Source organism: Paractinoplanes hotanensis (assembly GCF_023717965.1).
GTDB lineage: Bacteria > Actinomycetota > Actinomycetes > Mycobacteriales > Micromonosporaceae > Actinoplanes > Actinoplanes polyasparticus.
Map to the genome: position 1 here is coordinate 15,041 of NZ_JAMQOL010000027.1, position 22,824 is coordinate 37,864.

Sequence of the window (22,824 nt, forward strand, 5' to 3'; positions counted from 1 at the left end):
GACTAGCCTTGCCGAACATGACGGCTAACGACTACGGGTTCGACACCCTCGCCATCCACGCCGGCCAGGATCCGGACCCCCGGACCGGGGCGGTCGTGCCTCCGATCTACCAGACGAGCACGTACGCCCAGGACGCCGTCGGCGCGCCCCGGCTCGGCTACGAATACAGCCGCTCCGGCAACCCCACCCGCGACGCCCTCCAGGAGTGCCTGGCCGCGATCGAGGGCGGCCGCCGCGGCCTGGCCTTCGCGAGCGGTCTCGCGGCCGAGGACACGCTGCTGCGCGCGGTGTGCCGGCCCGGTGACCACGTGGTGATCCCCGATGACGCGTACGGGGGAACGTATCGTCTCTTCGCGAAGGTGGCCGAGAACTGGGGTCTGGACTGGACGGCCGTCGCCCTCGACGACCTCGACCAGGTGCGCGCCGCTTTCCGGCCCGGCGTGACCAAGCTGATCTGGGCCGAGACGCCGACGAACCCGCTGCTGAACATCGCCGACATCGCGGCGCTGGCCGGGCTGGCCCACGAGTACGACGCCATGCTCGTGGTCGACAACACGTTCGCCTCCCCCTACCTGCAACAGCCGCTCTCCCTGGGCGCCGACGTGATCGTGCACTCGACCACGAAGTACCTGGGCGGACACTCCGATGTGGTCGGCGGGGCGCTGGTCACCGCGAACGACGAGCTCGGCGAGCAGCTGGCCTTCCACCAGAACGCGATGGGCGCGGTCAACGGCCCCTTCGACGCGTGGCTCACGCTGCGAGGCATCAAGACCCTGGGCGTACGGATGGAGAGGCACTGCGACAACGCCGAGCGCATCGTCGGATTCCTCCGTGAGCACCCGGCCGTCACCGAGGTGCTCTATCCGGGCCTCGAGACGCACCCCGGTCACGAGGTCGCGGCCAAGCAGATGCAGCGCTTCGGCGGCATGGTGTCGTTCCGCGCGGCCGGCGGTCAGGAAAAGGCCATCGACGTCTGCAACCGGACAAAGCTCTTCGTGCTCGCGGAGTCGCTGGGCGGGATCGAGTCGCTCATCGAGCACCCCGGCCAGATGACACACCTGTCCGCTGCGGGTTCGGCGCTTGAAGTCCCCGCCGATCTCGTGCGACTGTCTGTCGGCATCGAAACCGTTGACGATCTGCTCGCCGACCTGGAGCAGGCATTGGGCTGAGGTAAACGGAGAGGCAATGAGCGACGGTACGACCTGGGTAGGCGCGACAGCCAAGCAGATCTCCCGTGCGGTGCGGCGCGGTGACGCGACCGCCACCCAGGTCGTGGCCGACCACCTGGAGCAGATCGCGATCACCGACCCCACCCTGGACGCCTTCCGGGTGATCCGGGGCGGCGAGGCCATCACCGAGGCCGAGAAGGTCGACGACCAGGAGGACCTGGCCAACCTGCCGCTGGCCGGGGTGCCGGTAGCGGTCAAGGAGAACACCGCCGTCGCCGGCCTGCCGACCTGGAACGGCTCGGCCGCGGCCCGTACGCCCGAGGTGGCCGAGGACGACCACGAGGTGGTCCGGCGGCTGCGCGGCGCCGGGGCGATCGTGGTCGGCACCACGCGCATGCCCGAGATGGGCCTGTGGGCGGTCACCGACGAGGGCGAGGGCGTCACCCGCAACCCCTGGGACCGCGACCGTACGCCGGGCGGCTCCTCCGGCGGGGCGGCGGCTGCGGTGGCGGCCGGGCTGGTGCCGATCGCCCAGTGCAACGACGGGCTCGGCTCGATCCGGATCCCCGCGGCCTGCTGCGGGCTGGTCGGCCTGAAGCCCGGGCGCGGCGTCGTCCCGTCCGACCTGGGCATCACCAACTGGTACGGGCTGGTCGAGAACGGCGTGCTGACCACCACGGTCTCGGATGCCGTCCTGGGCTTCTCGGTGCTGGCCGGCCGCGATCCGATCAAGCTGGTCGAGCCGAGCCGGCTGCGGGTCGGGGTCTCGGTGAAGTCACCGCTGGCGGGCGTACGGCCCGACGAGCCCAACGCCTCGGCCGTCACCGCGGCCTCGAAGCTGCTCGTGCAGGCCGGGCACGACACGGTCGTGGCCAACCCGCCGTACCCGCAGACGCTGGGCATCGGCACCCTGGCCACCTGGTTCGCGTCGGCCTACCGCGAGTCCGCCGACTACCAGCTGGCCCAGCTCCAGCCGCGCACCCGGCAGCACATCCGCCTCGGCAAGTGGGCTCTGCGGGCCGGCCTGGTGCGCCAGTCGCAGCGGGACGCCTATCGCGAGGCGGCGATCCGGTTCTTCGCCGACAACTCGCTCGACCTGTTGCTCACCCCGGCCCTGGCCGGCGCGCCGCCGCTCGCCGAGGGCCACGCGGGCGGGTCGTGGTGGCGGAACATGTCGGCCAGCATGAGGTACGCCCCGTACGCCGGCGCCTGGAACGTCGCCGGGCTGCCGGCCATCGTCGTCCCGGTCGGCACCCGGCCCGACGGACTGCCCCTGGGCATCCAGCTGGTCGGCCCGCCCGACTCGGAAGCCCTGCTCCTGGCCGTGGCGGGCCAGTTCGAGGTCCTCAATCCCTGGCAGCGGGTCGCCTACTGAGCCTCACCGCGGCGGAAGACCGATGCCAAAATCGCAAGGACGAGGGGAGTGGCAGCATTCGGGGAATGAATGGTGCCCCCCACCCGCTCGATCTGCTCGCGCCGGCCGACATCGAGGCCGCGCGCGAGCTGCTGACCGGCGTGGCCAAGAAGACCCCGCTGATCCCGTCGCGCCCGCTCTCCGAGATCACCGGCACCCCGGTCTGGCTCAAGTGCGAGAACCAGCAGCGCGCCGGCTCCTACAAGGTCCGCGGCGCGTACACCCGCATCGCCCGGCTCTCCGACGCCGAGCGGGCCCGCGGGGTCGTGGCAGCCAGCGCCGGCAACCACGCGCAGGGTGTCGCGCTGGCCGCCGAGCTGCTCGGCACGCGGGCCACGGTGTTCATGCCCGAGGGGGCGCCGCTGCCCAAGGTCACCGCGACCCGGAACTACGGCGCCGCGATCGAGTACGCGGGCACGGCCGTCGACGACTCGCTGGAGGCGGCGCGTGACTTCGCCGACCGCACCGGCGCCGTGCTGATCCATCCCTTCGACCACCCGGACGTCATCGCCGGTCAGGGCACCGTCGGCCTCGAGATCCTCGAGCAGTGCCCCGAGGTGACCACGATCGTCACCGCGGTCGGCGGCGGCGGGCTGATCTCGGGCGTGGCCGTCGCGGCCAAGGCGTTGCGACCGCAGATCCGGGTCGTCGGGGTGCAGGCGAGCGGCGCCGCGGCGTTCCCGCCCTCGCTGGCCGCCGGCTCGCCGCAGAAGCTGGCGCGGGGCGTCACGATCGCCGACGGCATCAACGTGCTGCGGCCCGGGGAGCTCACGTTCGCGCACGTCAGCAAGCTCGTCGACGAGATCGTGACGGTCAGCGACGAGGATTTGTCGGCGGCCCTGCTGGTGCTGCTGGAGCGGCACAAGACGGTGGTGGAGCCGGCCGGGGCGGCGGGCGTCGCGGCGCTGCTGACCGGCGCCTACGCTCCGGCCGAGGACGGCCCGGCGGTGGCTGTGCTCTCCGGCGGCAACATCGACCCGATGCTGCTGATGCGCGTGATCGAGCACGGGCTGGCCTCGGCCGGGCGCTTCCTGCGGCTCGCGGTGCGCTGCACCGACCGGCCGGGCGAGCTGGCGCGGCTGCTGGGGCAGATCGCCGGGCAGCGGGCCAACGTGGTCGACGTGGCCCACTCGCGGCAGAGCCCGCGGCTCAGTTTCGGCGAGGCCGAGGTCGCGCTCTCGGTCGAGACCCGCGGCCCGGACCACTCGGCCGCGCTGATCAGCAGTCTGCGCGACTCGGGCTACCGGGTGGCGCTGCTGGCCGACCACACGCCCTGATGAACGAAGGCCCGCGGCAGATTGCGCCGCGGGCCTCTCGCTGCGGGCTCAGCCCTCGAACGGGCCGAACTTGACCACGGTCACCTTGATGTCGGAGCCGCTGGGCGCCGTGTAGGTGACGGTCTGGCCCTCGGACGCGCCCAGGATGGCCGTGCCGAGCGCCGACTCCGGGCTGTAGACCGTGAGGTCGGTGGTCGAGGAGATCTCGCGCGAGCCGAGCAGGAACGTCTCGGTGTCGCTCTGGTCGTCGTCGAAGTAGATCGTGACGACCGAGCCCGGACCGACCTTGTCAGCGGTGGGAACCTCGCCGACCTCGGAGTTGCGGAGGAACTCCTTCAAGTAGAGGATCCGGCCTTCCTGCCGGCTCTGCTCCTCGCGGGCAGCGTGGTAGCCGCCGTTCTCGCGGAGGTCCCCCTCCTCGCGACGCGCATTGATCTCCGCGGCGACGGCCGGACGCGCGGCGATCAGCTCGTCGAGCTCGGCCTGCAGCCGGTCGTGAGCGTCCTGAGAGAGCCAGGTCTTGGGCGCCTCTGAACTGGACACGGGCGGTCTCCTTGCTGGAACGGGGGCACGTCATTAAATGGAAAACGCCCAGCACCACTGGACGGGATGCTGAACGGAGCGAATCACCAACCTTACCAGCGGTATGCGCGCCGCCGGTTTCGTGCGATCTTGTGCGGATTCCTCAGGCCGGTGGCCGGCAGCTCAGGACATCCCCGACGCTGGCCCGGGCCGTGGTGGGCACCGTCTCCTTCGCGTCGATTGTCGTTTCGTTCCCGGTGGGTCGCACGACGACTGTCCGCCGCCCGACCTCGAAGCCGTCGTAGTCGCGGGCGCGCAGCACGCACTCGGCTGGTTGGCCGGCCGGGACGCGCACCTTGAACTCGATGCTCAGCACGGCGGCCGACGGCTCGTCCCAGCCGACGATCTGCGGCTCGTAGTCGGTCCGGCCGAACTGCTGGAAGAGCCGCACCGAGAGCAGCAGCGAGGCCGCCACCACGACGATGAGCACGACGAGCGGCAGCACCGATCGGCGGCGGCCGGACCGGCGCCGTCCGTAGCGGCCCGGCGGGAACACCGGGTCTGTGGTGCGCGTCTCGCTCACCTCGGCACCTCTCGTGCGTTTCTTGTCGGGGGGATCCGCAAGAATGGCAGGGTCCATCTTCGCAGCCGACACCGGCCCGCCTGCCGCGGGTCAGGTACAAGGAGTTTCTGTGGCTGAGCAGTTGCGTCTCATGGCGGTGCACGCGCACCCCGACGACGAGTCCAGCAAGGGCGCCGCCACCATGGCGCGTTACGTCGCCGAGGGCGTTCGGGTGATGGTCGCGACGTGTACCGGCGGCGAGCGCGGCAGCGTGCTCAACCCCAAGATGGACCGCCCCGACGTGCTCGAGAACATCACCACCATCCGCCGCGCCGAGATGGACGAGGCGCGCGCGATCCTGGGCGTCGAGCAGGCGTGGCTCGGCTTCATCGACTCGGGCCTGCCCGAGGGCGACCCGCTGCCCCCGCTGCCCGAGGGCTGCTTCGGCCTGCAGGATCCGGAAACGGCCGCCATCCCGCTGATCAAGCTGATCCGTGAGTTCCGCCCGCACGTCATGACCACCTATGACGAGAACGGCGGCTACCCCCACCCCGACCACATCATGTGCCACAACGTCTCGGTGGTGGCCTTCGACAAGGCCGGCGACCCCGAGGCGTATCCCGAGCTGGGTGAGCCGTGGCAGCCGATGAAGCTCTACTACAACTCGGGGTGGACGAGGGCGCGCATGCTCGCCCTGCACGAGGGCATGCTGGCGGCCGGGCTCGAATCGCCCTACGGCGAGTGGCTCGAGAAGTGGAACGACCGGGAGGACCGGGGCGACAAGATCACCACCCGGGTCGAGTGCGGCGAATACTTCGAAGTCCGCGACAACGCTCTGCGCGCCCACGCGACCCAGGTCGACCCCGACGGCTTCTGGTTCAAGATTCCGCTCGAGCTCCAGCAGAAGGTGTGGCCGACCGAAGACTTCGAGCTGGCCCGCTCCCTGGTCGACAGCCCCGTTCCCGAGTCCGACCTGTTCGCGGGCATCCGCGAGTCGGTCGAGGCCCGCTGAGACTCCTTCGACCACCCGCCCGCCGCCCATCAGCAGCCTGAAGGCCTAAACTCGGCCCATGGACATCACCGTCGCGGTCAACAACTTCGGCGACACCCGCTCGGGCGGCCTGGCCGGCCCGATGGGGTTGTTCGTCATCGTGCTCATGTCCATAGCGACTGTTCTGCTGATCCGCAACATGAACAAGCGCTTGCGTCGGCTTCCCGACAGTTTTCCTGACGTGAAGCAGACGCAGCGTGAGGCCGAGATCGCCCGGCTCAATGCGGATCTCGAACGTTCCGGCGCCGGTGAGGCGGCGTCAGACGTCGAAGCGGATCGATCCTCGGCGGCCGGCGCCGCCACGGATAACGAGGTCACGGGCTTTACTACGCAGGGTGACGGCGGCTCCGCCGACGGCGACAACCGTCGCGTTTGACCACGTCGGGGGCGGTTCTCGCTCGACGGTGGACGACACACACCGTATTGGTCTGACGTAAGGGCGATACGCGTCGTGCGTCAAGCCCTGTTCTGTTCATCGGTATTGATTTAGCCTTCCGCCGGGGGCTTAACCGCCCCTGATCCCTGCGCGGAAGGGGGCGCCGAAAATGACCATTCCCCGCCCCCCGTTTTCTCCACTGCAGATGCACGTGCATCCGCGAGTGCCGCTGCTCAAATGGGGTTTTCCGTGACCGCCCGGCCGGTTACCGAGGCTCCCGTCCGCCGCTCCTTCAGCGACGCGGCGGGCCTCGCCGGTCGCTCCCGCGGGGTGCGTGCGCTCACCGTCACGGTGATCGGTTCGGCCGTGCTGCTGGCCGTCCTCGGTGTCCTCCTGCCGATCGGCCGTCCGGCCGACCGTCCGATGACTCCGGTCGTCGGCGCCGCGCTGGCCGTGGCCGTGATCATCGCTGGGCAACTGGCCCGCCTGCGCTTCCGGCTCGGCCGCGGCATGGTCTCGGTCAGCTGGGGCGAGGCCGCCTTCATCATCGGTTTCGTGGTGGCGCCGCCCGGCTGGTTGCCCGCGGCCACTCTGGCCGGCGCGCTTCTGGCCTGGGCACTGCTGTCCTGGTGGGATTCGCACCGCAATGCCGCGGAACTGGCCCACCTGGCTGCCTCACTGAGCCTCGGGGCAGCCGGCGCCACCGCGGTGACGGTTCTGGTGGCGGGTGACGCGGCGGTGCTCAGCACGCGCATGACGATCGGTCTGCTGGCCGGCGCGCTGACCTACCTGCTCATCACGTTCGGCCTGGCCACGCTCACCCTCAGCCTGCACCGGGACGCCACGGCCCGGCAGATCCTGCTGCGGGCCTCGTACGCGAAGATCCCGATGTTCGTCGGCAACGTGGTGGTCGGCCTGGCCGCGTGCCACGCCATCGTCGACGGCCCGCTCTGGCTGCTCGCGTTCGCGCCCGGGCTCTGGCTGCTCCAGCGCACCTACCGATTCCACCTGCGCGCCGAGGAGGAACGCCGCATGTGGGAGTCGTTCTCGGCCGCCACAGCGACGCTGCCCGGCGGCACCGAGGCCGAGGTGGCCCGGGCCGGTCTGACCGCGGCCCTCGAAGTCTTCGGTGCCCGCCGGGTCGAGATCGAGGTGCGCGGCGGCGACGGCGAGCGCCGCTACGCCGAGGACGGACCCGGCCTCGACAACGCGATCGCCGGGCTGCCCGGCCCCGCGATCACCCGGACCATGGCGGTGGCCGGCGACCCGATCGGCGAACTCACCGTCTGGCTGTCCGGCCCCACCCTGCCCGCCCCGCGCGACGAGGCTGCCATCTCGGCCTTCGGCGACGCTCTGGCCGGGGCACTGCACGACGCGTCCACCCGCAGCCGGCTGGCCGGACTCGAGCAACAGATCACCCAGGACCTCACCAAGGACAGGCTGACCGGTTTGCTCAACCGCAGCACGCTCCTGACCGACGGCGACCGGCTGCTGCGCTCGTTCGACCGGCAGCGTCCGGTCGCGCTGCTGCTGCTCGACATCAACGACTTCCGCGAGGTCAACGGCACCCTGGGCCACCGGCACGGCGACGAGGTGTTGCGCGTGGTGGCGGAGCGGCTGACCGAGCTGTCCCGCGCCGGCGAACTGGTGGCCCGCACCGGCGACGACGAGTTCGCCCTGCTCATCCCGACCGTGACCGCCCTCAGCGACTCCGCCGCGCAGCCGCACGAGCAGCCCAGCCCGCTGCCGGCGGTCCTGCGCCGCGCCCGCGAGCTGGTCGAACACCTCATCCGGCCCATGGAGGTCTCCGGGGTGCGGCTCGCCGTCGAGGTGGCGATCGGGGTGGCGGTCAGCCCGGCCGGCGGGGTCGATCTCGGCGAGCTCGTCCGGCGGGCCTCGCTCGCCCTCAACCAGGCCAAACGGCAGCAGCTGGCGGTCAGCGCGTTCGACCCCGGCCAGGACGCGGTCACCACCGACGCGCTCGCCCTACTGGCCGAGCTCCAGGACGCCCTGGCCGCCGACGACCAGATCCTGCTGCACCTCCAGCCCGCGGTCGACCTGATCACCGCCGCTCCGACCGGCGCCGAGGCCCTCGTACGCTGGCGGCATCCCCGCCGCGGGCAGCTCTCACCCGGCGATTTCGTACCCGCCGTCGAGCACTCGGCCGAACTGCAGACGGCGTTCACGGCGCGGGTGCTCGACCTGGCGCTCGAAGCCGCGGGCAGCTGGCAGGCCGTCGGCATCGACGTGCCGGTCTCGGTCAACGTCTCGGCCCGCAGCCTGCTCGACCCCGGCTTCCCGGCCCAGGTCGCCGAGGCGCTGCGCCGCCACCGCGCGCCCGCCTCCTACCTGGTTCTCGAGATCACCGAGTCGGTGGCGGTCAGCCAGGAACGCATCGTCGACGAGGTGCTCGCCGAACTGCGCGACATGGGCGTCCAGCTCTCCCTGGACGACTTCGGCACGGGCTACTCCTCCCTGGCCATAGTCACCCGCGTCCCGGTCGACGAAATCAAGATCGACCGCTCCTTCGTCGACGACATGATCGAGTCCCCGGCCGCCGAGGCCGTGGTCCGCGGCGCCGTCGAGCTGGGCGCCCGGCTCGGCGTCCGCGTGGTGGCCGAGGGCGTCGAGACGATCGAGCAGCGGGCCGCCCTCATCGCCCTCAACTGCCCCACCGCTCAGGGCTACCACTTCTGCAAGCCCATGCCCGCCGACAAGATCGTCCAAGCGCTCACCGCCCTGGCCGAGGCCGCCCCGGCCAACATCCGTCCCCTACGCGCCGACGACGCCTCCTGAGGTTTACCTATATGGCCTCCTGCACTTCTCTGGTCGCGCTCACGAGTTAGTTCTGAACTTATTCAGAACTTCCCGCATGTGATGATGTGACAGGTGAGCTGGCCTCGAAGTTGTCAGCCCTGCCCTCAACGACGTGACTCGCTCGGTCGGGGGATGTCCGCGCGCGTAACCCCTAACACGGCCTGCCCGCGGGCCGGTGGCGGCCGCAAGTGAGAGGCTAGGGGCATGGCCAACCGTCTCGCCGGGGCTACCTCGCCCTACCTGCTTCAGCACGCCGACAACCCCGTCGACTGGTGGGAATGGTCGCCGGAGGCGTTTGCCGAGGCGAAACGGCGGGATGTGCCGGTGCTGATCTCGGTGGGGTACGCGGCCTGCCACTGGTGTCACGTGATGGCGCACGAGTCCTTCGAGGACGAGCAGGTCGCCCGGCTCATGAACGACGGCTTCGTGGCGATCAAGGTCGACCGCGAGGAACGGCCCGACGTCGACGCCGTCTACATGACCGCCACCCAGGCCATGACCGGGCAGGGCGGCTGGCCGATGACCGTCTTCGCCACGCCCGGCGGCGACCCGTTCTTCTGCGGCACCTATTTTCCCAAGGCCAACTTCGCCCGCCTGCTCGACTCGGTCAGCACCGCCTGGCGTGACCAGCGTGAGCAGGTCCTTCAGCAGGGTGCGAGCGTGGTCGAGGCGATCGGCGGAGCCCAGTTGGTCGGCGGGCCCAAGGCGCCGATCTCGGCCGAGCTGCTGGCCGCCGCGGCCAACGGACTGCTCAAGGAGCAGGACACCACCAACGGTGGCTTCGGCGGGGCGCCCAAGTTCCCGCCGCACATGAGCCTGCTCTTCCTGCTGCGCCACTATCAGCGCACGGGTTCGGAAGAGGCGCTGGAGGCGGTGCGGTTCGCTGCCGAGCGGATGGGCCGCGGCGGCATCTACGACCAGCTCGCCGGTGGTTTCGCGCGCTACGCGGTCGACGCGACCTGGACGGTGCCGCACTTCGAGAAGATGCTGTACGACAACGCGCTGCTCCTGCGGGTCTACACGCAGCTCGCACGCCTCACCGGGGACCCGTTCGCCCGGCGCGTCGCCGACGAGACGGCCGAGTTCTTGCTGCGCGACCTGGGCACACCGGCCGGCGGGCTGGCCTCGGCGCTGGACGCCGACGCGGCCGGGGTCGAGGGTCTCACGTACGCCTGGAAGCCCGAGCAGCTCACCGAGGTGCTCGGCGACGACGGGCCGTGGGCGGCCGACCTGTTCAACGTCACCGCCCAGGGCACGTTCGAGCACGGCAGCAGCGTGCTGGCGCTGGCCCGCGACATCGACGCCGCCGAGCCGGCCCTGGTCGAGCGCTGGCGTGACGTACGCGAAAGGTTGCTGGCAGCTCGGGCCGCCCGCCCGCAGCCCGCGCGTGACGACAAGGTGGTCGCCTCGTGGAACGGCCTGGCCGTGACCGCGCTGGCCGAACACGGCATCCTCACCGGCGCCGAGTCGTCCCGGGTGGCCGCGGTCGAGATCGCCACCGTGCTGGCCGAGCGTCACGTGGTCGACGGCCGCCTGCGCCGCGTCTCGCGCGACGGCGTGGTGGGCGAGCCAGCCGGCGTGCTCGACGACTACGGCTGTGTCGCCGAGGCGTTCCTGGCCGTGCACCAGCTCACCACCGACGGCGTGTGGCTCGATCGGGCCCGCGAGCTGCTCGACGTGGCCCTGGCCCACTTCGGCACGGGCGAGGGCGGGTTCTACGACACCGCCGACGACGCCGAACGCCTGGTCACCCGTCCGGCTGACCCCACCGACAACGCCACGCCGTCGGGCCTGTCGGCGGTCTGCGCGGCCCTGGTGGCGTACGCGGCCCTGAGCGGCGAGCCCAGCTACCGCGAGGCGGCCGACGCCGCCCTGGCCACGGCCGGGCCGGTGATCGGCGGGCACCCCCGCTTCGCCGGCTACTCGGCGACGGTGGCCGAGGCGGCGCTGACCGGCCCGTACGAGGTCACCATCGCCGCCCCGGCCGGTCAGGAGGGCCCGCTGCTGGCCGCGGCTCACCGTCACGCGCCGCCGGGCACCGTCATCGTCGCCGGCGAGCCTGACCGCCCGGGCGTACCGCTGCTGGCTGACCGGCCTCTGCAGTCGGGCGTCCCGACCGCGTACGTGTGCCGTGGTTTTGTCTGCGACCGCCCGGTGACCAGCCCGGACGATCTGGTGGCGCGCCTGAGTGGCTAGGCTGGGCGGGCGATGGATACACGAACCGGTCTGCCTGTGGTCGGCATGGTGGGCGGGGGCCAACTGGCCCGGATGACCCACCAGGCCGCGATTTCTCTCGGTCAGTCACTGCGCGTGCTGAGCGCGTCGCCCGATGACAGCGCCGCGCTGGTCGCGGCCGATGTGCGGATCGGCACACACGCCGATCTGGCGACGCTGCGCGAGTTCGCCAAGGGCTGTGAGGCGGTCACCTTCGACCACGAGCATGTGCCGACCGGGCACATCGAGACGCTCGAGGCCGAGGGCGTCAAGATCTTCCCCGGCTCTCGGGCTCTGGTCTTCGCGCAGGACAAGGGCCTGATGCGGGAACAGCTGGCCGAGCTGGGTGCCCCGGTGCCGCGGTGGGGCCGCGTCGAGTCGGCCGAAGACGTCGAGACCTTCGCGGGCGGCGTCTGGCCGGTGGTGGCCAAGGCAACCCGGGGCGGGTACGACGGCAAGGGCGTCTGGACGCTCGGCGGCCCTCAGGAGGCGGCCGAGCTGGTGGCCACCGGCACGCCGCTGATCGTCGAGGAACGGGTGCCGCTGCGCCGCGAGCTCGCCGCCCTGGTCGCCCGCTCGCCGTTCGGGCAGGTCGCGGCGTACCCGGTGGTCGAGACCGTGCAGCGGGACGGCATCTGCGTCGAGGTGCTCGCGCCCGCGCCGGGCCTGAACGAGGCGCTGGCGCTGAAGGCCCAGCAGCTCGCGATCGACCTGGCCCACGAGCTCGGCGTGGTCGGCCTGCTCGCCGTCGAGCTGTTCGAGACGGTCGACGGCATCGTGGTCAACGAGCTCGCCATGCGCCCGCACAACTCCGGCCACTGGACGATCGAGGGCGCCCGCACGTCGCAGTTCGAGCAGCACCTGCGGGCCGTGCTCGACTACCCGATGGGTGAGACCTCGCTGACCGCGCCCGCCGTCGTGATGGCCAACGTGCTCGGCGGCGAACCGGGCGGCATCTCGATCGACGAGCGGCTGCACCACCTGTTCGCCACCGACCCCGGCGCCCGCGTGCACCTGTACGGCAAGCTGGTCCGCCCGGGCCGCAAGATCGGGCACGTCACGGTGCTCGGCGACGACATGACCTCGGTCCGGGCCCGCGCGGCCCGGGCCGCGCAATGGCTTCAGGAAGGCCGGTAAATGGCACCGCTCGTCGGAATCATCATGGGTAGCGACTCGGACTGGCCCACGATGGAGGCGGCGGCGCTGGCCCTCGCCGAGTTCGAGGTGCCGTTCGAGGTGGGCGTCGTCTCGGCCCACCGCACGGTCCGCAAGATGGTCGACTACGCCGAGACCGCGGCCGACCGCGGCCTCCAGGCGATCGTCGCCGGGGCCGGCGGCGCCGCCCACCTGCCCGGCATGGTGGCCGCCCTGACCCCGCTGCCGGTGATCGGAGTGCCGGTGCCGCTCAAGCACCTCGACGGCATGGATTCGCTGCTCTCGATCGTGCAGATGCCGGCCGGCGTGCCGGTGGCGACGGTGTCGATCGGCGGCGCGCGCAACGCCGGCCTGCTCGCCGTGCGCATTCTCGGCGCCGCTGACCCGGTGTTGCGGACGAAGATGGCCAACTTCCAGGCCGGCCTCGAGAAGCTGGTCGCCGAGAAGGACGCCGCGCTCCGCGAGCAGCTGCTGGGGTAACCTCGCGACATGACCCGCCGCTGGCAATCGACGACCTTCCTGGTGGCGATCGGCGTCCTGGGTGGGTTCTGGATCGGCTCGCTGCCCGGTCTGGCGTTCTTCGCGGTTTTCGTCGTGTTCGGGGCCCTCGTGTCACCGCGCGCCTTTCCCCACTCGATCACCGATGCCGAGGCGCGGGCGGCCCAGGCCACCGACGGCCACCCGATCATCTACTGGCGGCCGGGGTGCCCGTTCTGCCTGCGGCTGCGCGGCTCGCTGGCCCGGCAGGCCGGCCGCTACCACTGGGTCGACATCTGGAGCGACCCCGATGGTGCGGCGACGGTCCGCTCGATCGCCGACGGCAACGAGACCGTGCCCACGGTCGTGACCGTGTCCGAGTCCTTTGTGAACCCTTCACCGCAGCTGGTGCGAAACCTTAACTGAACGTTCAGGGAGCGCTCCTAGGCTCGGCCCATCGACTTCTGGTGGAGTGTGGCGCTCGCGACCCTGGGTGTTGTCGTGCCCGGCGTCGCGGCGATCTACGAGTTCCTCGTCAAGGGCCGCAAGCGGCTCGGCTATCGCGTGCAGATGGACACGACGGCCAACGACGTCGGCGACATCGCCGCACCGGGTGCGCTCGGTGAACTGAGCAACAACGGCGTCCCGCTGGTCGATCCGAGCATCGTGCTGCTGCGGATCGAGAACACCGGCCGTACGAACATCGACGAGCACGACTACGCCGTCCGCGACGACGACAAGGCCGGCATCCGGGTGAGCTTCCCCGGGCGGCGCGTGGTCGGACTCGTCGTGACCGAACTCAGCGACGAGAACCTGAGGTCCAGCCTGGCCGGGCTCATCGTGCGCGACGACCTGGTCGAGCTGCCCAAGGTGCCGATGAACCGGAACGACCACTACAAGGTGCTGGCCGCCCTGGACAGCTCCGACGGCGCCACGAAGGCCGACGGGCCGTACCCCGACCCGATCGTCGTCGGCACGATCAAGGGCGGCGTGGGCGACGGCCGGATCATCGAGACCCGCAGCCGTACGGGAACCTCGAAGCGGGCGATGGCCTTGATCGCGTTCCTGGCCGTGCTGGTCGTCGCGCAGTCCGTCGTCTTCTTCCGCAGCGACAACGGCACGCCCCTCGACTGTGCCGCCGGCCGGCTGACCCTGACCGGCTCGACGGCGTTCGAGCCCGTGGCGCGCGAAGCCGCCCGTTCCTATCAGGACGTCTGCACCGAGGCGACGTTCAGCTTCGAGATGCGCGGCAGCGGCGAGGGTTTGCTGGCGCTCACCCGGGCCGGCGAGCACGCCGACATGCTGGCCTTCTCGGACGGTGACAAGCCCGACGGCATGCCCGGCCTGGTCGCCCGGCCCCTCGCGTTCGTGCTGTTCACGCTCGTGGTCAACGCCGAGACCGGGGTGCGCGACCTGACCACCGAACAGATCCGCCGGCTGTACGGCGGCACCATCACCAACTGGAAAGAGATCGGCGGACGCGACGTGCCGGTGCGTCTGATCAGCCGCAACCCCGGCTCCGGCACCAGGGCCGCCTTCCAGCGCCGCGTCCTCGGCGGCGTCCGCGAGCCCGGCAGCAACTCCGACAACTGCCGCGACCGCGATCCCGGCTCACCGACCGGCCTGGTGCGTTGCGCCCGCAACTCCACCGACGACGTGTTACGCGCCGTGGCGGACACCCCGGGCGCTCTCGGTTACAGCGAACTGGGCGCCGCCACCAACCGCGAAAACCTTGCCCTGGTACGCATCGACGGCCGCCCAGCCACCGTGCCGGACGCCGATCACGGCACCTACCCGTTCTGGGAGACCGAACTCGGCTACACCCACGGCGACCCGGACGCCCACTCGCTGACCGCCAGCTTCCTGCGCTACCTGACCACCCAGGTAGGAGCCGACATCATCCGCGCCCACGGCGACCGCCCCTGCGCCGAACTCGCCAACCCCCAACTCTGCCACCCGGCCCCCATCTCCTGACCATTTGCCACCCCCTATTTCAATGGATGACTCACCGGGGGGCGGGAGTGGTGGTCCAGCGCTATGGCGAAAAGACGACGCGGTGGAAACGCTGGGCGAGAACCGCGAAACGTGCGCGAGGGCCAGGACTTCACCACCGACGTGGCCGAAGCGGGCCGTTCCGGCGCCGGAGCCGCGCATGAGCCGCAGACGTCAGTCACTCTTAGCACCGGAGTGCCGGGCGGTGTCCCGCAAGGACGTCCGACGAGCATTCCGCGTCGCGAGGACCATGAGGTCCAACGTTCACTCGAGATGGAGAACTCGGGGGCCGTCGTCCTCGCGGACAAAGGCTGGCAGATCAAGCAGAATCCCTCCCCGGACGAGGTTGCCCAGGCTCGCCTGACAACCGGCGATCGGGGAGATCCGGACAAGAACCCGGACTACCTGCTGGAGGGCCGGGTCTTCGACGCCTATTCGCCGACGAACCCGGACAAGAGCGCGCGCGGAATCTGGCGCCAGGTTCAGGAAGGCAAGATAGAAGCCGAACAGACGCAGCGTGTGGTCATCAACCTCGAGGATTGGCGCGGTGACCTGTCCGCGTTACGGACGCAGTTCGCCGACTGGCCGATGCCGGGTTTGAAGGAAGCCAAGGTGATCACATCTGATGGGACCGTCGTTCAGCTCGACCTGCCGCCCTATACCGAACTGGGAGCGTGACGATCCGTGGCGACCGAGTACGAACTGACTTTGGCCGGGGGAACGCCTGGTGAGGTGGTGGCCGAGCGTGCATTCCCCGATCTCGCGGAGCGGCCGACGGGCACTGCGCCTTTGCTCGTGTCGGCCCTCGATGATCGTTACGGGTTCGTCGCGACCGTCAAGTCGGGCCGGAGCCGCTTCGTCGAGGTCCTGAGCGACGACGGCAACTGGGAATGGGAGCCGGAGCCCTATACCTCGGTCATGTTCCGCATGGCCAAGACGTCGGACCTGGACCACCAGGTCGTGAGCATGCTGACGGTCGTCCGCCGGGTGTTGAGCACCGGTTCGGAAGACGCGGCGTTCTTCGTCAACGGCGACATTCTGCTGCTGACGCGGCTGAACGGGGTCGTGGTCAAGCACCGCCGGGACAAATGGTGGGCCATTCACGAGGGCTCTGATCAAATCGTTCCAGGCTGAGCTACTTCAGGACGGCGGCCTCGGCTCGGCTGATCAGATCGGTGAGCCACGTGGCGTCCTCGGCCGGGACCATCTCGGCCTCGGCCCAGAACTGCTTGGCGGCCCCGGCCTCCTTCGACTTCAGGGCAGCGCTGTTGTTGGCGGTGAAGTAGGCCGTTGTCCGGCGGAGGGCGACGTCGTCGGGCTCGGGCCGGATCGGCTTGCTGTTGCGGACGCAGATCGCGTGGGACAAGTCCGAGACGTCAGCGCAGGTCGAGGTGGGGCCCGCGGCGAACTCGACCACGACGAAGATGCGGGCGTTGCCGGCCCGGAACCGGTAGCCGTCGAGCAGGGCGCCGTTTCCGGATCCGCGGTGGGCGGCGCCGCTCAGGTTGGGCGGGTTGCCGGGGGAGATCTCGATCAGGCCGGGTGGGCGGGACCTCGGCACGTAGGCGAAGCCGGCCGGATTGCCGAACCGGCGCCAATCGTCGACGTACAGGACACTGTTCAGCAGTTTCGCGTCCGGAACAGATGAGTCGACTGTCCGGGGCGGCGGGGCGATGACGCCGGCCCGGGCCTCGTCGGCCGGCCAGTGCCGGGCGGCCAGACCGGTGGCGACCAGCACCCCGGCCGCGGCGGCCAGCCAACCGCGTCTGCGCACGTGGGCTCCTGTTGATCTCGTTTGACCGCAGGCTAGCGTACGGCGGGATATCCAGAAGCGCGGATGAGGCGCTAACCCAGATGCGCAACGTCGTCCAGGGCGACGATCGCGTGGTTGTGGAATCGGTCGTCCTCGCGCAGGGTCGTGATGCCGCCGGGGGAGAAGCAGAACGCCAGCCGGCCCGCTGACTCGAGCGGCATCTCGATCCAGGCCGCGAGGACGAAGGTGGCGGCCATCCCGTGCGTCACGATCACCTGGTCGGGCGCGTCCGACTTCAGGATGCGCTCCACCGCGGCATAGACGCGGACGGCCAGGTCCCACTTCGTCTCAGCGCCGGGCAGGCCCTCGTCGTGGCGCATGCGCTCGCCGAACTCGGGCGGTGGCACGAAACGTTCGTCCAGCCAGGACTGTGGCCGGCCGCCCGCCTCGCCGAACGACTTCTCGCGCAGGTCGCTGTCGAGCACCACCACCGTGCCCAGCCGCGCGGCGATGACCTCGGCCGTGCGGCGCGTACGCAACAGGTCCGACGAGTAGATCTCGGCCTGCGGCGCCCGGGCCGCGACCGCCTCGGCGATCCGCGCGGCCTGGGCCGACCCGTGCGAGGTGAGGTCGGAGTCGTGCCAGCCGCCGACCAGCCCGTCGACGTGGTGGGTCGCCTCGGGATGCGTCACGACGTACAGCGTTCTCACGCCGCCAATGTACGGCCATGTTCAGTCCGCCGTGAGACAAGCGGGGCGAAGCGGCCGGCGTCCTCAGCGCATCTTGACCAGGGCGCCGCGCAGGCCCTCGCGGGTGCGGCGGCGGTTCTCGTTGGTGGCGCCGACCCAGAGCAGGATCACGCCCAGCGGCACCAGCACCAGCCACGGGCCGACCAGCGTGCTGGCGAAGTGGATGGCCGCGAAGATGGTCGCCACCGCGCCCACGACCACGGGCGCCTGCTGGCGGTTGCGGGAGCCGACGATCAGGGTGGCCACCGCGGCCAGCAGCAGCAGGACCTCACGCGTCTCGCCGCCGTTGCCGGCCAGGACGATGCCGATCGTCGGCACGAACGCGGCCAGCAGCGCCGGACCGTACGCGGCCCAGCTGCTCAGGTCGGGCCGGTCGCGCGACTCGATGACGCCGACCAGCAGGGCCAGCGCGGCGAACGGCAACGTGTACGCCTCGGGCAGCGCGACGTCGGCCAGCGCCACGAACAGCCACACGCCGACGATCTCGAAGCCGACGGCTGTCCAGAACAGCGCCCGCCGCTGGCTGGGCGGGCGGCCGACCCGAGCCGCGGCCAGGCCGAGGACGGCGCCCCAGGCGGCCAGCAGCGCCGCCAGGTGCGGCGGGGAGTCGAAGGCCATCACACCGGCGATCAGTGCGGACGCATAGCCGCTCCATTCGACGGTGGACGCCTCGGCGCGGTACTGCGGCAGACCCAGGCGCGGCACCGTGGCCTCGAGGATGAGCAGCGCGGCGCCGACGGCCAGCACACCGAAGGCCGCCCAGGGTCGCTCGACGCCGGCCGCGATGGCCGCGGTGAGCACGAAGAGCTGGCCCATCACCGCGGCGAACACCCAGCCCAGGACGCGGGCGAACCGGCTGCGCCCGCCGAGCGCGGCGACCAGCCCGACCAGGATCGCGCTGCCCAGCGTGAACAGCGTGAGCCGCTGCTGGGCGAGGCTGCCGGCCAGGCCCGCGTTGCCCGCGAGCAGCCCGATCACGAAGACGATCGTGCGGGTCGTGCCGAGCAGCGACGAGCGGCGGCCGGCCGGCGGCGGGGTGAGCGCCAGCCCGAGCATCGAGATCGTGAACACGACCAGGGCGGCCGTGGTGGCGGTGGGGTACTGCGCGTGCAGGGCGATCGGCGCGATCAGGATGGTGATCGCCACGCCCGGCAGGATGACGGGCACGGCCTCCGACGGCTTGCCGCCGAAGCCGACCGCGGCCAGCGCGGCCGCCCCGGTGAGCAGCACGATCGCGAGGACGCTGGTGCCGTCGACGTAGCCGGACGAGGGCTGCGCCAGCGCCGGGATCGGACCGTCCCAGATGTGCGAGAGCTGGCCCAGCGGGTCGATCAGCGCGGCCCGCAGGGCGGGGGCGATCGAGAACAGGGCGAGGATCGTCGGCAGCAGGGCGAGCACGACCGCGCTGGTGGCCGGGTCGACCAGCCAGCGGCCGCTGAGACCCAGCGGGCGGGCCGTGGTCCACCGGCGGGGCTGGTAGCGGCCGGCGCCGGTGAACACGCCCTCCCGGGCCAGCGTGATGCCGGGCGCCGGGATCGAGCCGCGCAACAGCTCGGCCATCACGCCGAGCAGGGCCGCCGCGGCCGCGTACAGGGCCGTCGGGTGCGGCGTGGGGATCGACGCGAACGCGGTGATGGTCGCGCCGAGGACCAGGCCGACCGTGGCCCAGGGCAGGAACTGCGGGATGTAGCGGCCGGTCAGCGCGAGCAGGGCCAGGCTGAGGCTGGACGCGGCGAGCGCGCCCGTCAGCACGACCTGGGCGCCGTGCTGCTGGTCGGCGGCGACCGAGGCCAGCACGCCGGGCAGGGCCAGCATGATCGCGCCGGTGGCGGCGCCGCCGATCTGGGCGCGGTGACGGGGCAGGCCGGTGTCGTCGCGGGCCAGGTCGGCCTCGGCGACGGTGGAGGACGACCAGAACCGGCCCGGCGGGGGCAGGGGGGTGCCCGGCGGCGGGCTCTCGATGGTGGGGACCGGGGTGCGAGCCATGACCGCGGTGAGGGCGCCGATCATCACCACGAGCAGCAGGGCGAGCGCGGTCGACCAGGGCCGGGCCAGCGACGAGATCACCGCGTGCAGCAGGACGGCGGCGGCCGCACCGGCCCGGCAGAGCGCGGCGGCGGGCTCGAGGGCGGCGACGGCGGCCATCGCGTACGCCACCGCGACCGCGCCCCCGATCAGCAGGGGTGACCACCAGGGCAGCCCCAGCGCGAACGGCGCGCCGATGGCGGCCGCGGCGCCGGCGATCGCCGAGAACAGGTGCGACCACGGGCGGGGCGCTGCGATGGCGGCCGCGATCGAGACCACGACGAGGGCGAACGGAGCCTGCCAGGCGCCCGGGCCGGGGGCCGGGAAGGCGGTCAGGTCGGCGTCCCACAGGTCGGCCGAGACGGCCAGCATGCGGATCGCCCCGGCCAGCGCCAGGTAGCCGGCGATCGCACCGACGACCACGCCCGCGACGGCCAGACCGCGGTTGGGGCCGCGACTCCACTCCTCGGGCAGCACAGCCACGCCGAGCGCGACGAGCAGCACCACCACGCCGGCCACGGCGAGCGGCGCCTCGGGGAAGGCGAGCGCGAACACGCGGGCCAGCGCGCCGCAGATCGCGACGGTGGCCGCGGCGGCCGCGATGTCCGGTCCGTCGAGCACCCGGTCGCTGCGCCGCCCGTTGTCGATCGACTTCGAGAAGAACAGCAGACCGGCCGCGACCAGCAGGAGCGCACCGACCCAGACGTCGGGCGCGGTGGCGCCGGGCGAGAGCAGGGCGGCCAGGGCCAGCGCGATCGCGCCCAGGCCGGTGCCGACGGTCAGCGGCAGGCTGATGTCGCGCCGGGCCACCTGGAACACCGCGGAATAACTGAGCGTGGCGGCCACGGCGAGGAAGCCGACGGCCAGCGCCGGCACGGTGACCGCTTCGGTCGCGGGTGGGCCGTTGCCCTGGTCGGCCACGGCGAGCGCGGCGGTGACCACGGCGCCGGGCAGGGCCAGCGCGGTCGCGCCGGACGCCCAGTCGCCGACCAGCCAGGCGTAGAGCCGGATCGGGATCTGCCGGGCGGCCACGGCGATCATCACGCCGGCGCCGGCGATCGCGGTCAGCACGGCGGCGGTCAGCCAGGCCGCGCCCAGGGCAGCGCCGGCCCCGAACAGGCCGACCACGCCGGCCGCGGCCACGTGCACGATCGCTATGCGGCGGGTGGTGGCGGCCAGGCCGGCGGCGCCGATGCCCACCGCGGCGATGACCAGCGGCCAGGGCGCCCCGGACCAGTCCAGGCCGAGCGAGGCGGGTACGGCCAGAGCGGTCAGGGCGATGCCGACGACCGCGCCCTCGTGCCGCACGCTGGGCGGCAGGGCGAGCGCGGCGGCGATCGTGACCAGCAGCGCGCTGAAGGCCAGCAGCCACCCCAGGTCACTGGCGGCCTCGGCCATCCGCTGGGTGTAGAGGGCCGGATCGGCGTGCCAGACCGGACGGGCGGCCTGGAGGAGCTCGAACGCGGCGCGCAGGCAGTCGAGCACCAGGACCAGGCCGATGATGGCGAGCGCGACCGCCGAGGCGATCTGCGGGCCGCGGCGCACCTCGGGCGGCACCAGAGCGACGACGGCGCCGGCGACCGCGACCGCGGCGGCGGCCACAGCGAGCGTCCAGTGCGGCGAAACGACGTCGGCGATGCGGGCCGTCGCCCCGATCACCGAGATGGTCAGCACGCCGCCGGCGATGTTGCGGGCGGTCAGGTTGTCGAGCAGCCAGGCGGCGGCGAACCCGGTGAGCGCGGCCAGCACCAGGATCAGCCCGGAGCGCAGCGCGTCGGGCAGCACACGAGCCTGCAGCAGAGCCACAGAGGAATAGAGCAGGGCGCCCGCGCTGGCCACGCACAGCAGCGCGAACGTCAGCTCGCGCAGCCAGTCGGCGGACGGCGGGGTCGCCGGCGGCGCGATCGGCACCGAGCCGGCCGCGGGCGCGCCGGCTGGACGCGGGCCGGGGAAAATGCGGGTCCGCAACCAGCCCTTGCGACGCCGGGTGGAGCTGCCGTGCAGGATGAGGTCGGGTTCCTCGGGCGCCGTCTCGGGGCGCTCGGGCGCGTCCTCGGCCGGCAGCACCGGGTCCTGGTGTTCGCGGTCGGCGGCCACCGGGCGGCCCCACGGCCACTGGGGAAGCAGCCGGCCCCGGCGGATGACGGTGGTGAGCAGCAGCAGGTCGAGCACGGCGACCACGGTCAGGGCCATGCCCCAGCCGGCCGGGCTCTGGACCATCGGCTCGGCCAGCAGCAGCGGAACCGGCTGCACGGCCACGACCGTGGCGTACCGCGGCGCGGCGAGGCGGGTGGCGCCGGCGTACGCGAAGCTGGCGACCGCGGTGATCGCGAAGGTGATGCCCAGATAGAGCGGGACCGGCACGCCGATGCCGCCGGTCAGTTCGCTGCCGTGCAGGGCGAACAGGGTGAGCGGCAGCAGGATGAGGCCGACCCAGCCGACCGTCTCGCCGGTCGAGCTGAGGCCGCGGCGCGCGATGCCGGGCGCGGCGACCAGCGCGGTCGTGGTGGCCAGGGCGAGGATCAGGGCCCGGGCGAACGGATTGGTGACGGCGACACCGGCGAAGACGACCGCCGCCACGCCGATGAGCAGAGCGCCCAGCGCCAGCAAAATGTTCTGCACCGACTGGGAGGACGCCTCGGGCGGGTGGTGCTCGGCGCCGCTGAAGCCCGCGGTGCGGCGCGGCGGCGGCGCGACCCGCTCGGTCGGCGGCGGGTCGTCGACGAGCATGGTCACGCCGTCGGTGGCGACCCCGGGCGGCCCGGCGTGGGGCGAGCCGGGCGGGGCCCAGTCGGGCCGCGGGCCGCTCCTCCGGGAGGAGGGCGGTGGCGGTGGCGGTGGCTCTTCCGCCGGGCCGCCCGTCGGCGGGGGCGGCGGCGCGAACTCGTCGGGCCCGCGACGTCGTACGCGCCGGGACTTGCCGGTCTTGGTGGCCTTCTTCTTGGTGTTGGCGTGGGCCAGGATGTCGCGCTGGAACTGCGCCGCCTGGATCTTGGCGGCGATCTGGGTGCGCTCCTTGGCCGCGGCCATGTCGCGGATCTTCAGATCCGCGATCGAGGCCTCGATCCGGGCCAGCTCATCGTCGTAGCTGTCGGGCTGTTCAGCCTGCGCCACGGAACCTCCTCGACCTGCCGGCCACACCTTGTCTAGAGCATGCCGGTCCGACACCTCATTAGAACAGGCTCACCGGGGCCGACATCTATAGAAAACGCCCTCGGCCCTCATACCCAACCTCTGGTCGGCGTACCCTACGCGCCAGTAACATAGTGGC

General features: G+C 71.9%; 18 protein-coding genes. 13 read left to right on the plus strand and 5 right to left on the minus strand.

Going from position 1 to position 22,824, the window contains the following annotated elements; all coding sequences use genetic code 11:
* Positions 1–17 precede the first annotated feature (17 nt).
* From LXN57_RS20590 to ilvA, 3 genes are all read left to right on the plus strand, one after another.
* Entirely contained in the window at positions 18–1,169 is a 1,152-nt protein-coding gene (locus tag LXN57_RS20590; RefSeq protein WP_251799791.1) for a cystathionine gamma-synthase, read from the plus strand.
* A gap of 16 nt (positions 1,170–1,185) precedes the next feature.
* Complete coding sequence (locus LXN57_RS20595) at positions 1,186–2,544, plus strand: amidase (protein WP_251799792.1); 1,359 nt, start codon at positions 1,186–1,188, stop codon at positions 2,542–2,544.
* Between the two features lie 65 nt (positions 2,545–2,609).
* Positions 2,610–3,860: a threonine ammonia-lyase gene (ilvA, locus tag LXN57_RS20600; RefSeq protein ID WP_251799793.1), complete on the plus strand. Its 1,251-nt coding sequence runs from the start codon at positions 2,610–2,612 to the stop codon at positions 3,858–3,860.
* A gap of 48 nt (positions 3,861–3,908) precedes the next feature.
* Here the strand turns inward: ilvA and greA are convergent, their stop codons facing one another.
* The gene (greA, locus tag LXN57_RS20605; protein WP_251799794.1) at positions 3,909–4,403 is read right to left on the minus strand and encodes a transcription elongation factor GreA; all 495 of its coding nucleotides are present in this window, start codon (positions 4,401–4,403) and stop codon (positions 3,909–3,911) included.
* A 142-nt stretch (positions 4,404–4,545) separates the two neighbouring features.
* Positions 4,546–4,965: a DUF4307 domain-containing protein gene (locus LXN57_RS20610; RefSeq protein WP_251799795.1), complete on the minus strand. Its 420-nt coding sequence runs from the start codon at positions 4,963–4,965 to the stop codon at positions 4,546–4,548.
* 109 nt (positions 4,966–5,074) lie between these two features.
* Between LXN57_RS20610 and mca the strand changes: the two genes are divergently transcribed.
* The 10 genes from mca to LXN57_RS20660 all read left to right on the plus strand — a co-directional run bounded on the left by mca (position 5,075) and on the right by LXN57_RS20660 (position 16,160).
* Positions 5,075–5,956, plus strand: a complete 882-nt coding sequence (gene mca, locus LXN57_RS20615; RefSeq protein WP_251799796.1) for a mycothiol conjugate amidase Mca — start codon at positions 5,075–5,077, stop codon at positions 5,954–5,956.
* Positions 5,957–6,014: 58 nt separating this feature from the next.
* Complete coding sequence (locus LXN57_RS20620; RefSeq protein WP_251799797.1) at positions 6,015–6,371, plus strand: hypothetical protein; 357 nt, start codon at positions 6,015–6,017, stop codon at positions 6,369–6,371.
* Positions 6,372–6,620: 249 nt separating this feature from the next.
* Positions 6,621–9,167, plus strand: a complete 2,547-nt coding sequence (locus LXN57_RS20625) for a putative bifunctional diguanylate cyclase/phosphodiesterase (protein WP_251799798.1) — start codon at positions 6,621–6,623, stop codon at positions 9,165–9,167.
* Between the two features lie 225 nt (positions 9,168–9,392).
* On the plus strand, positions 9,393–11,384 hold the full coding sequence (locus tag LXN57_RS20630) for a thioredoxin domain-containing protein (RefSeq protein WP_251799799.1): 1,992 nt from the start codon (positions 9,393–9,395) through the stop codon (positions 11,382–11,384).
* A gap of 12 nt (positions 11,385–11,396) precedes the next feature.
* Positions 11,397–12,539, plus strand: a complete 1,143-nt coding sequence (locus LXN57_RS20635; RefSeq protein WP_251799800.1) for a 5-(carboxyamino)imidazole ribonucleotide synthase — start codon at positions 11,397–11,399, stop codon at positions 12,537–12,539.
* Complete coding sequence (gene purE, locus LXN57_RS20640) at positions 12,540–13,037, plus strand: 5-(carboxyamino)imidazole ribonucleotide mutase (protein WP_251799801.1); 498 nt, start codon at positions 12,540–12,542, stop codon at positions 13,035–13,037. It abuts the gene before it with no gap.
* Positions 13,038–13,046: 9 nt separating this feature from the next.
* Positions 13,047–13,460 (plus strand): glutaredoxin domain-containing protein, encoded by a 414-nt coding sequence (locus LXN57_RS20645; protein WP_251799802.1) that lies wholly within the window; start codon positions 13,047–13,049, stop codon positions 13,458–13,460.
* Between the two features lie 48 nt (positions 13,461–13,508).
* Positions 13,509–15,008 (plus strand): PstS family phosphate ABC transporter substrate-binding protein, encoded by a 1,500-nt coding sequence (locus LXN57_RS20650; protein WP_251799803.1) that lies wholly within the window; start codon positions 13,509–13,511, stop codon positions 15,006–15,008.
* Positions 15,009–15,299: 291 nt separating this feature from the next.
* Positions 15,300–15,704 carry a CdiA C-terminal domain-containing protein gene (locus tag LXN57_RS20655; protein WP_251799821.1) on the plus strand — a complete coding sequence of 135 codons (405 nt, stop codon included), beginning with the start codon at positions 15,300–15,302 and terminating at the stop codon, positions 15,702–15,704.
* A gap of 6 nt (positions 15,705–15,710) precedes the next feature.
* Positions 15,711–16,160, plus strand: a complete 450-nt coding sequence (locus LXN57_RS20660; protein WP_251799804.1) for a SitI3 family protein — start codon at positions 15,711–15,713, stop codon at positions 16,158–16,160.
* 1 nt (position 16,161) lies between these two features.
* On the opposite strand, the gene LXN57_RS20665 is transcribed toward LXN57_RS20660, so the two are convergent.
* From LXN57_RS20665 to LXN57_RS20675, 3 genes are all read right to left on the minus strand, one after another.
* Positions 16,162–16,800 (minus strand): hypothetical protein, encoded by a 639-nt coding sequence (locus LXN57_RS20665; protein ID WP_251799805.1) that lies wholly within the window; start codon positions 16,798–16,800, stop codon positions 16,162–16,164.
* Positions 16,801–16,871: 71 nt separating this feature from the next.
* On the minus strand, positions 16,872–17,489 hold the full coding sequence (locus LXN57_RS20670) for a histidine phosphatase family protein (protein ID WP_251799806.1): 618 nt from the start codon (positions 17,487–17,489) through the stop codon (positions 16,872–16,874).
* 63 nt (positions 17,490–17,552) lie between these two features.
* Positions 17,553–22,667 carry an SCO7613 C-terminal domain-containing membrane protein gene (locus LXN57_RS20675; protein WP_251799807.1) on the minus strand — a complete coding sequence of 1,705 codons (5,115 nt, stop codon included), beginning with the start codon at positions 22,665–22,667 and terminating at the stop codon, positions 17,553–17,555.
* Between the last annotated feature and the right edge of the window lie 157 nt (positions 22,668–22,824).

What these genes read in the sequence shown, in the direction of transcription:
- LXN57_RS20590 (WP_251799791.1), top strand. Translation starts at nt 18, where the DNA reads ATGACGGCTAACGACTACGGGTTCGACACCCTCGCCATCCACGCCGGC.
- LXN57_RS20595 (WP_251799792.1), top strand. Translation starts at nt 1,186, where the DNA reads ATGAGCGACGGTACGACCTGGGTAGGCGCGACAGCCAAGCAGATCTCC.
- ilvA (WP_251799793.1), top strand. Translation starts at nt 2,610, where the DNA reads ATGAATGGTGCCCCCCACCCGCTCGATCTGCTCGCGCCGGCCGACATC.
- LXN57_RS20620 (WP_251799797.1), top strand. Translation starts at nt 6,015, where the DNA reads ATGGACATCACCGTCGCGGTCAACAACTTCGGCGACACCCGCTCGGGC.
- LXN57_RS20630 (WP_251799799.1), top strand. Translation starts at nt 9,393, where the DNA reads ATGGCCAACCGTCTCGCCGGGGCTACCTCGCCCTACCTGCTTCAGCAC.
- LXN57_RS20635 (WP_251799800.1), top strand. Translation starts at nt 11,397, where the DNA reads ATGGATACACGAACCGGTCTGCCTGTGGTCGGCATGGTGGGCGGGGGC.
- purE (WP_251799801.1), top strand. Translation starts at nt 12,540, where the DNA reads ATGGCACCGCTCGTCGGAATCATCATGGGTAGCGACTCGGACTGGCCC.
- LXN57_RS20645 (WP_251799802.1), top strand. Translation starts at nt 13,047, where the DNA reads ATGACCCGCCGCTGGCAATCGACGACCTTCCTGGTGGCGATCGGCGTC.
- LXN57_RS20655 (WP_251799821.1), top strand. Translation starts at nt 15,300, where the DNA reads ATGGAGAACTCGGGGGCCGTCGTCCTCGCGGACAAAGGCTGGCAGATC.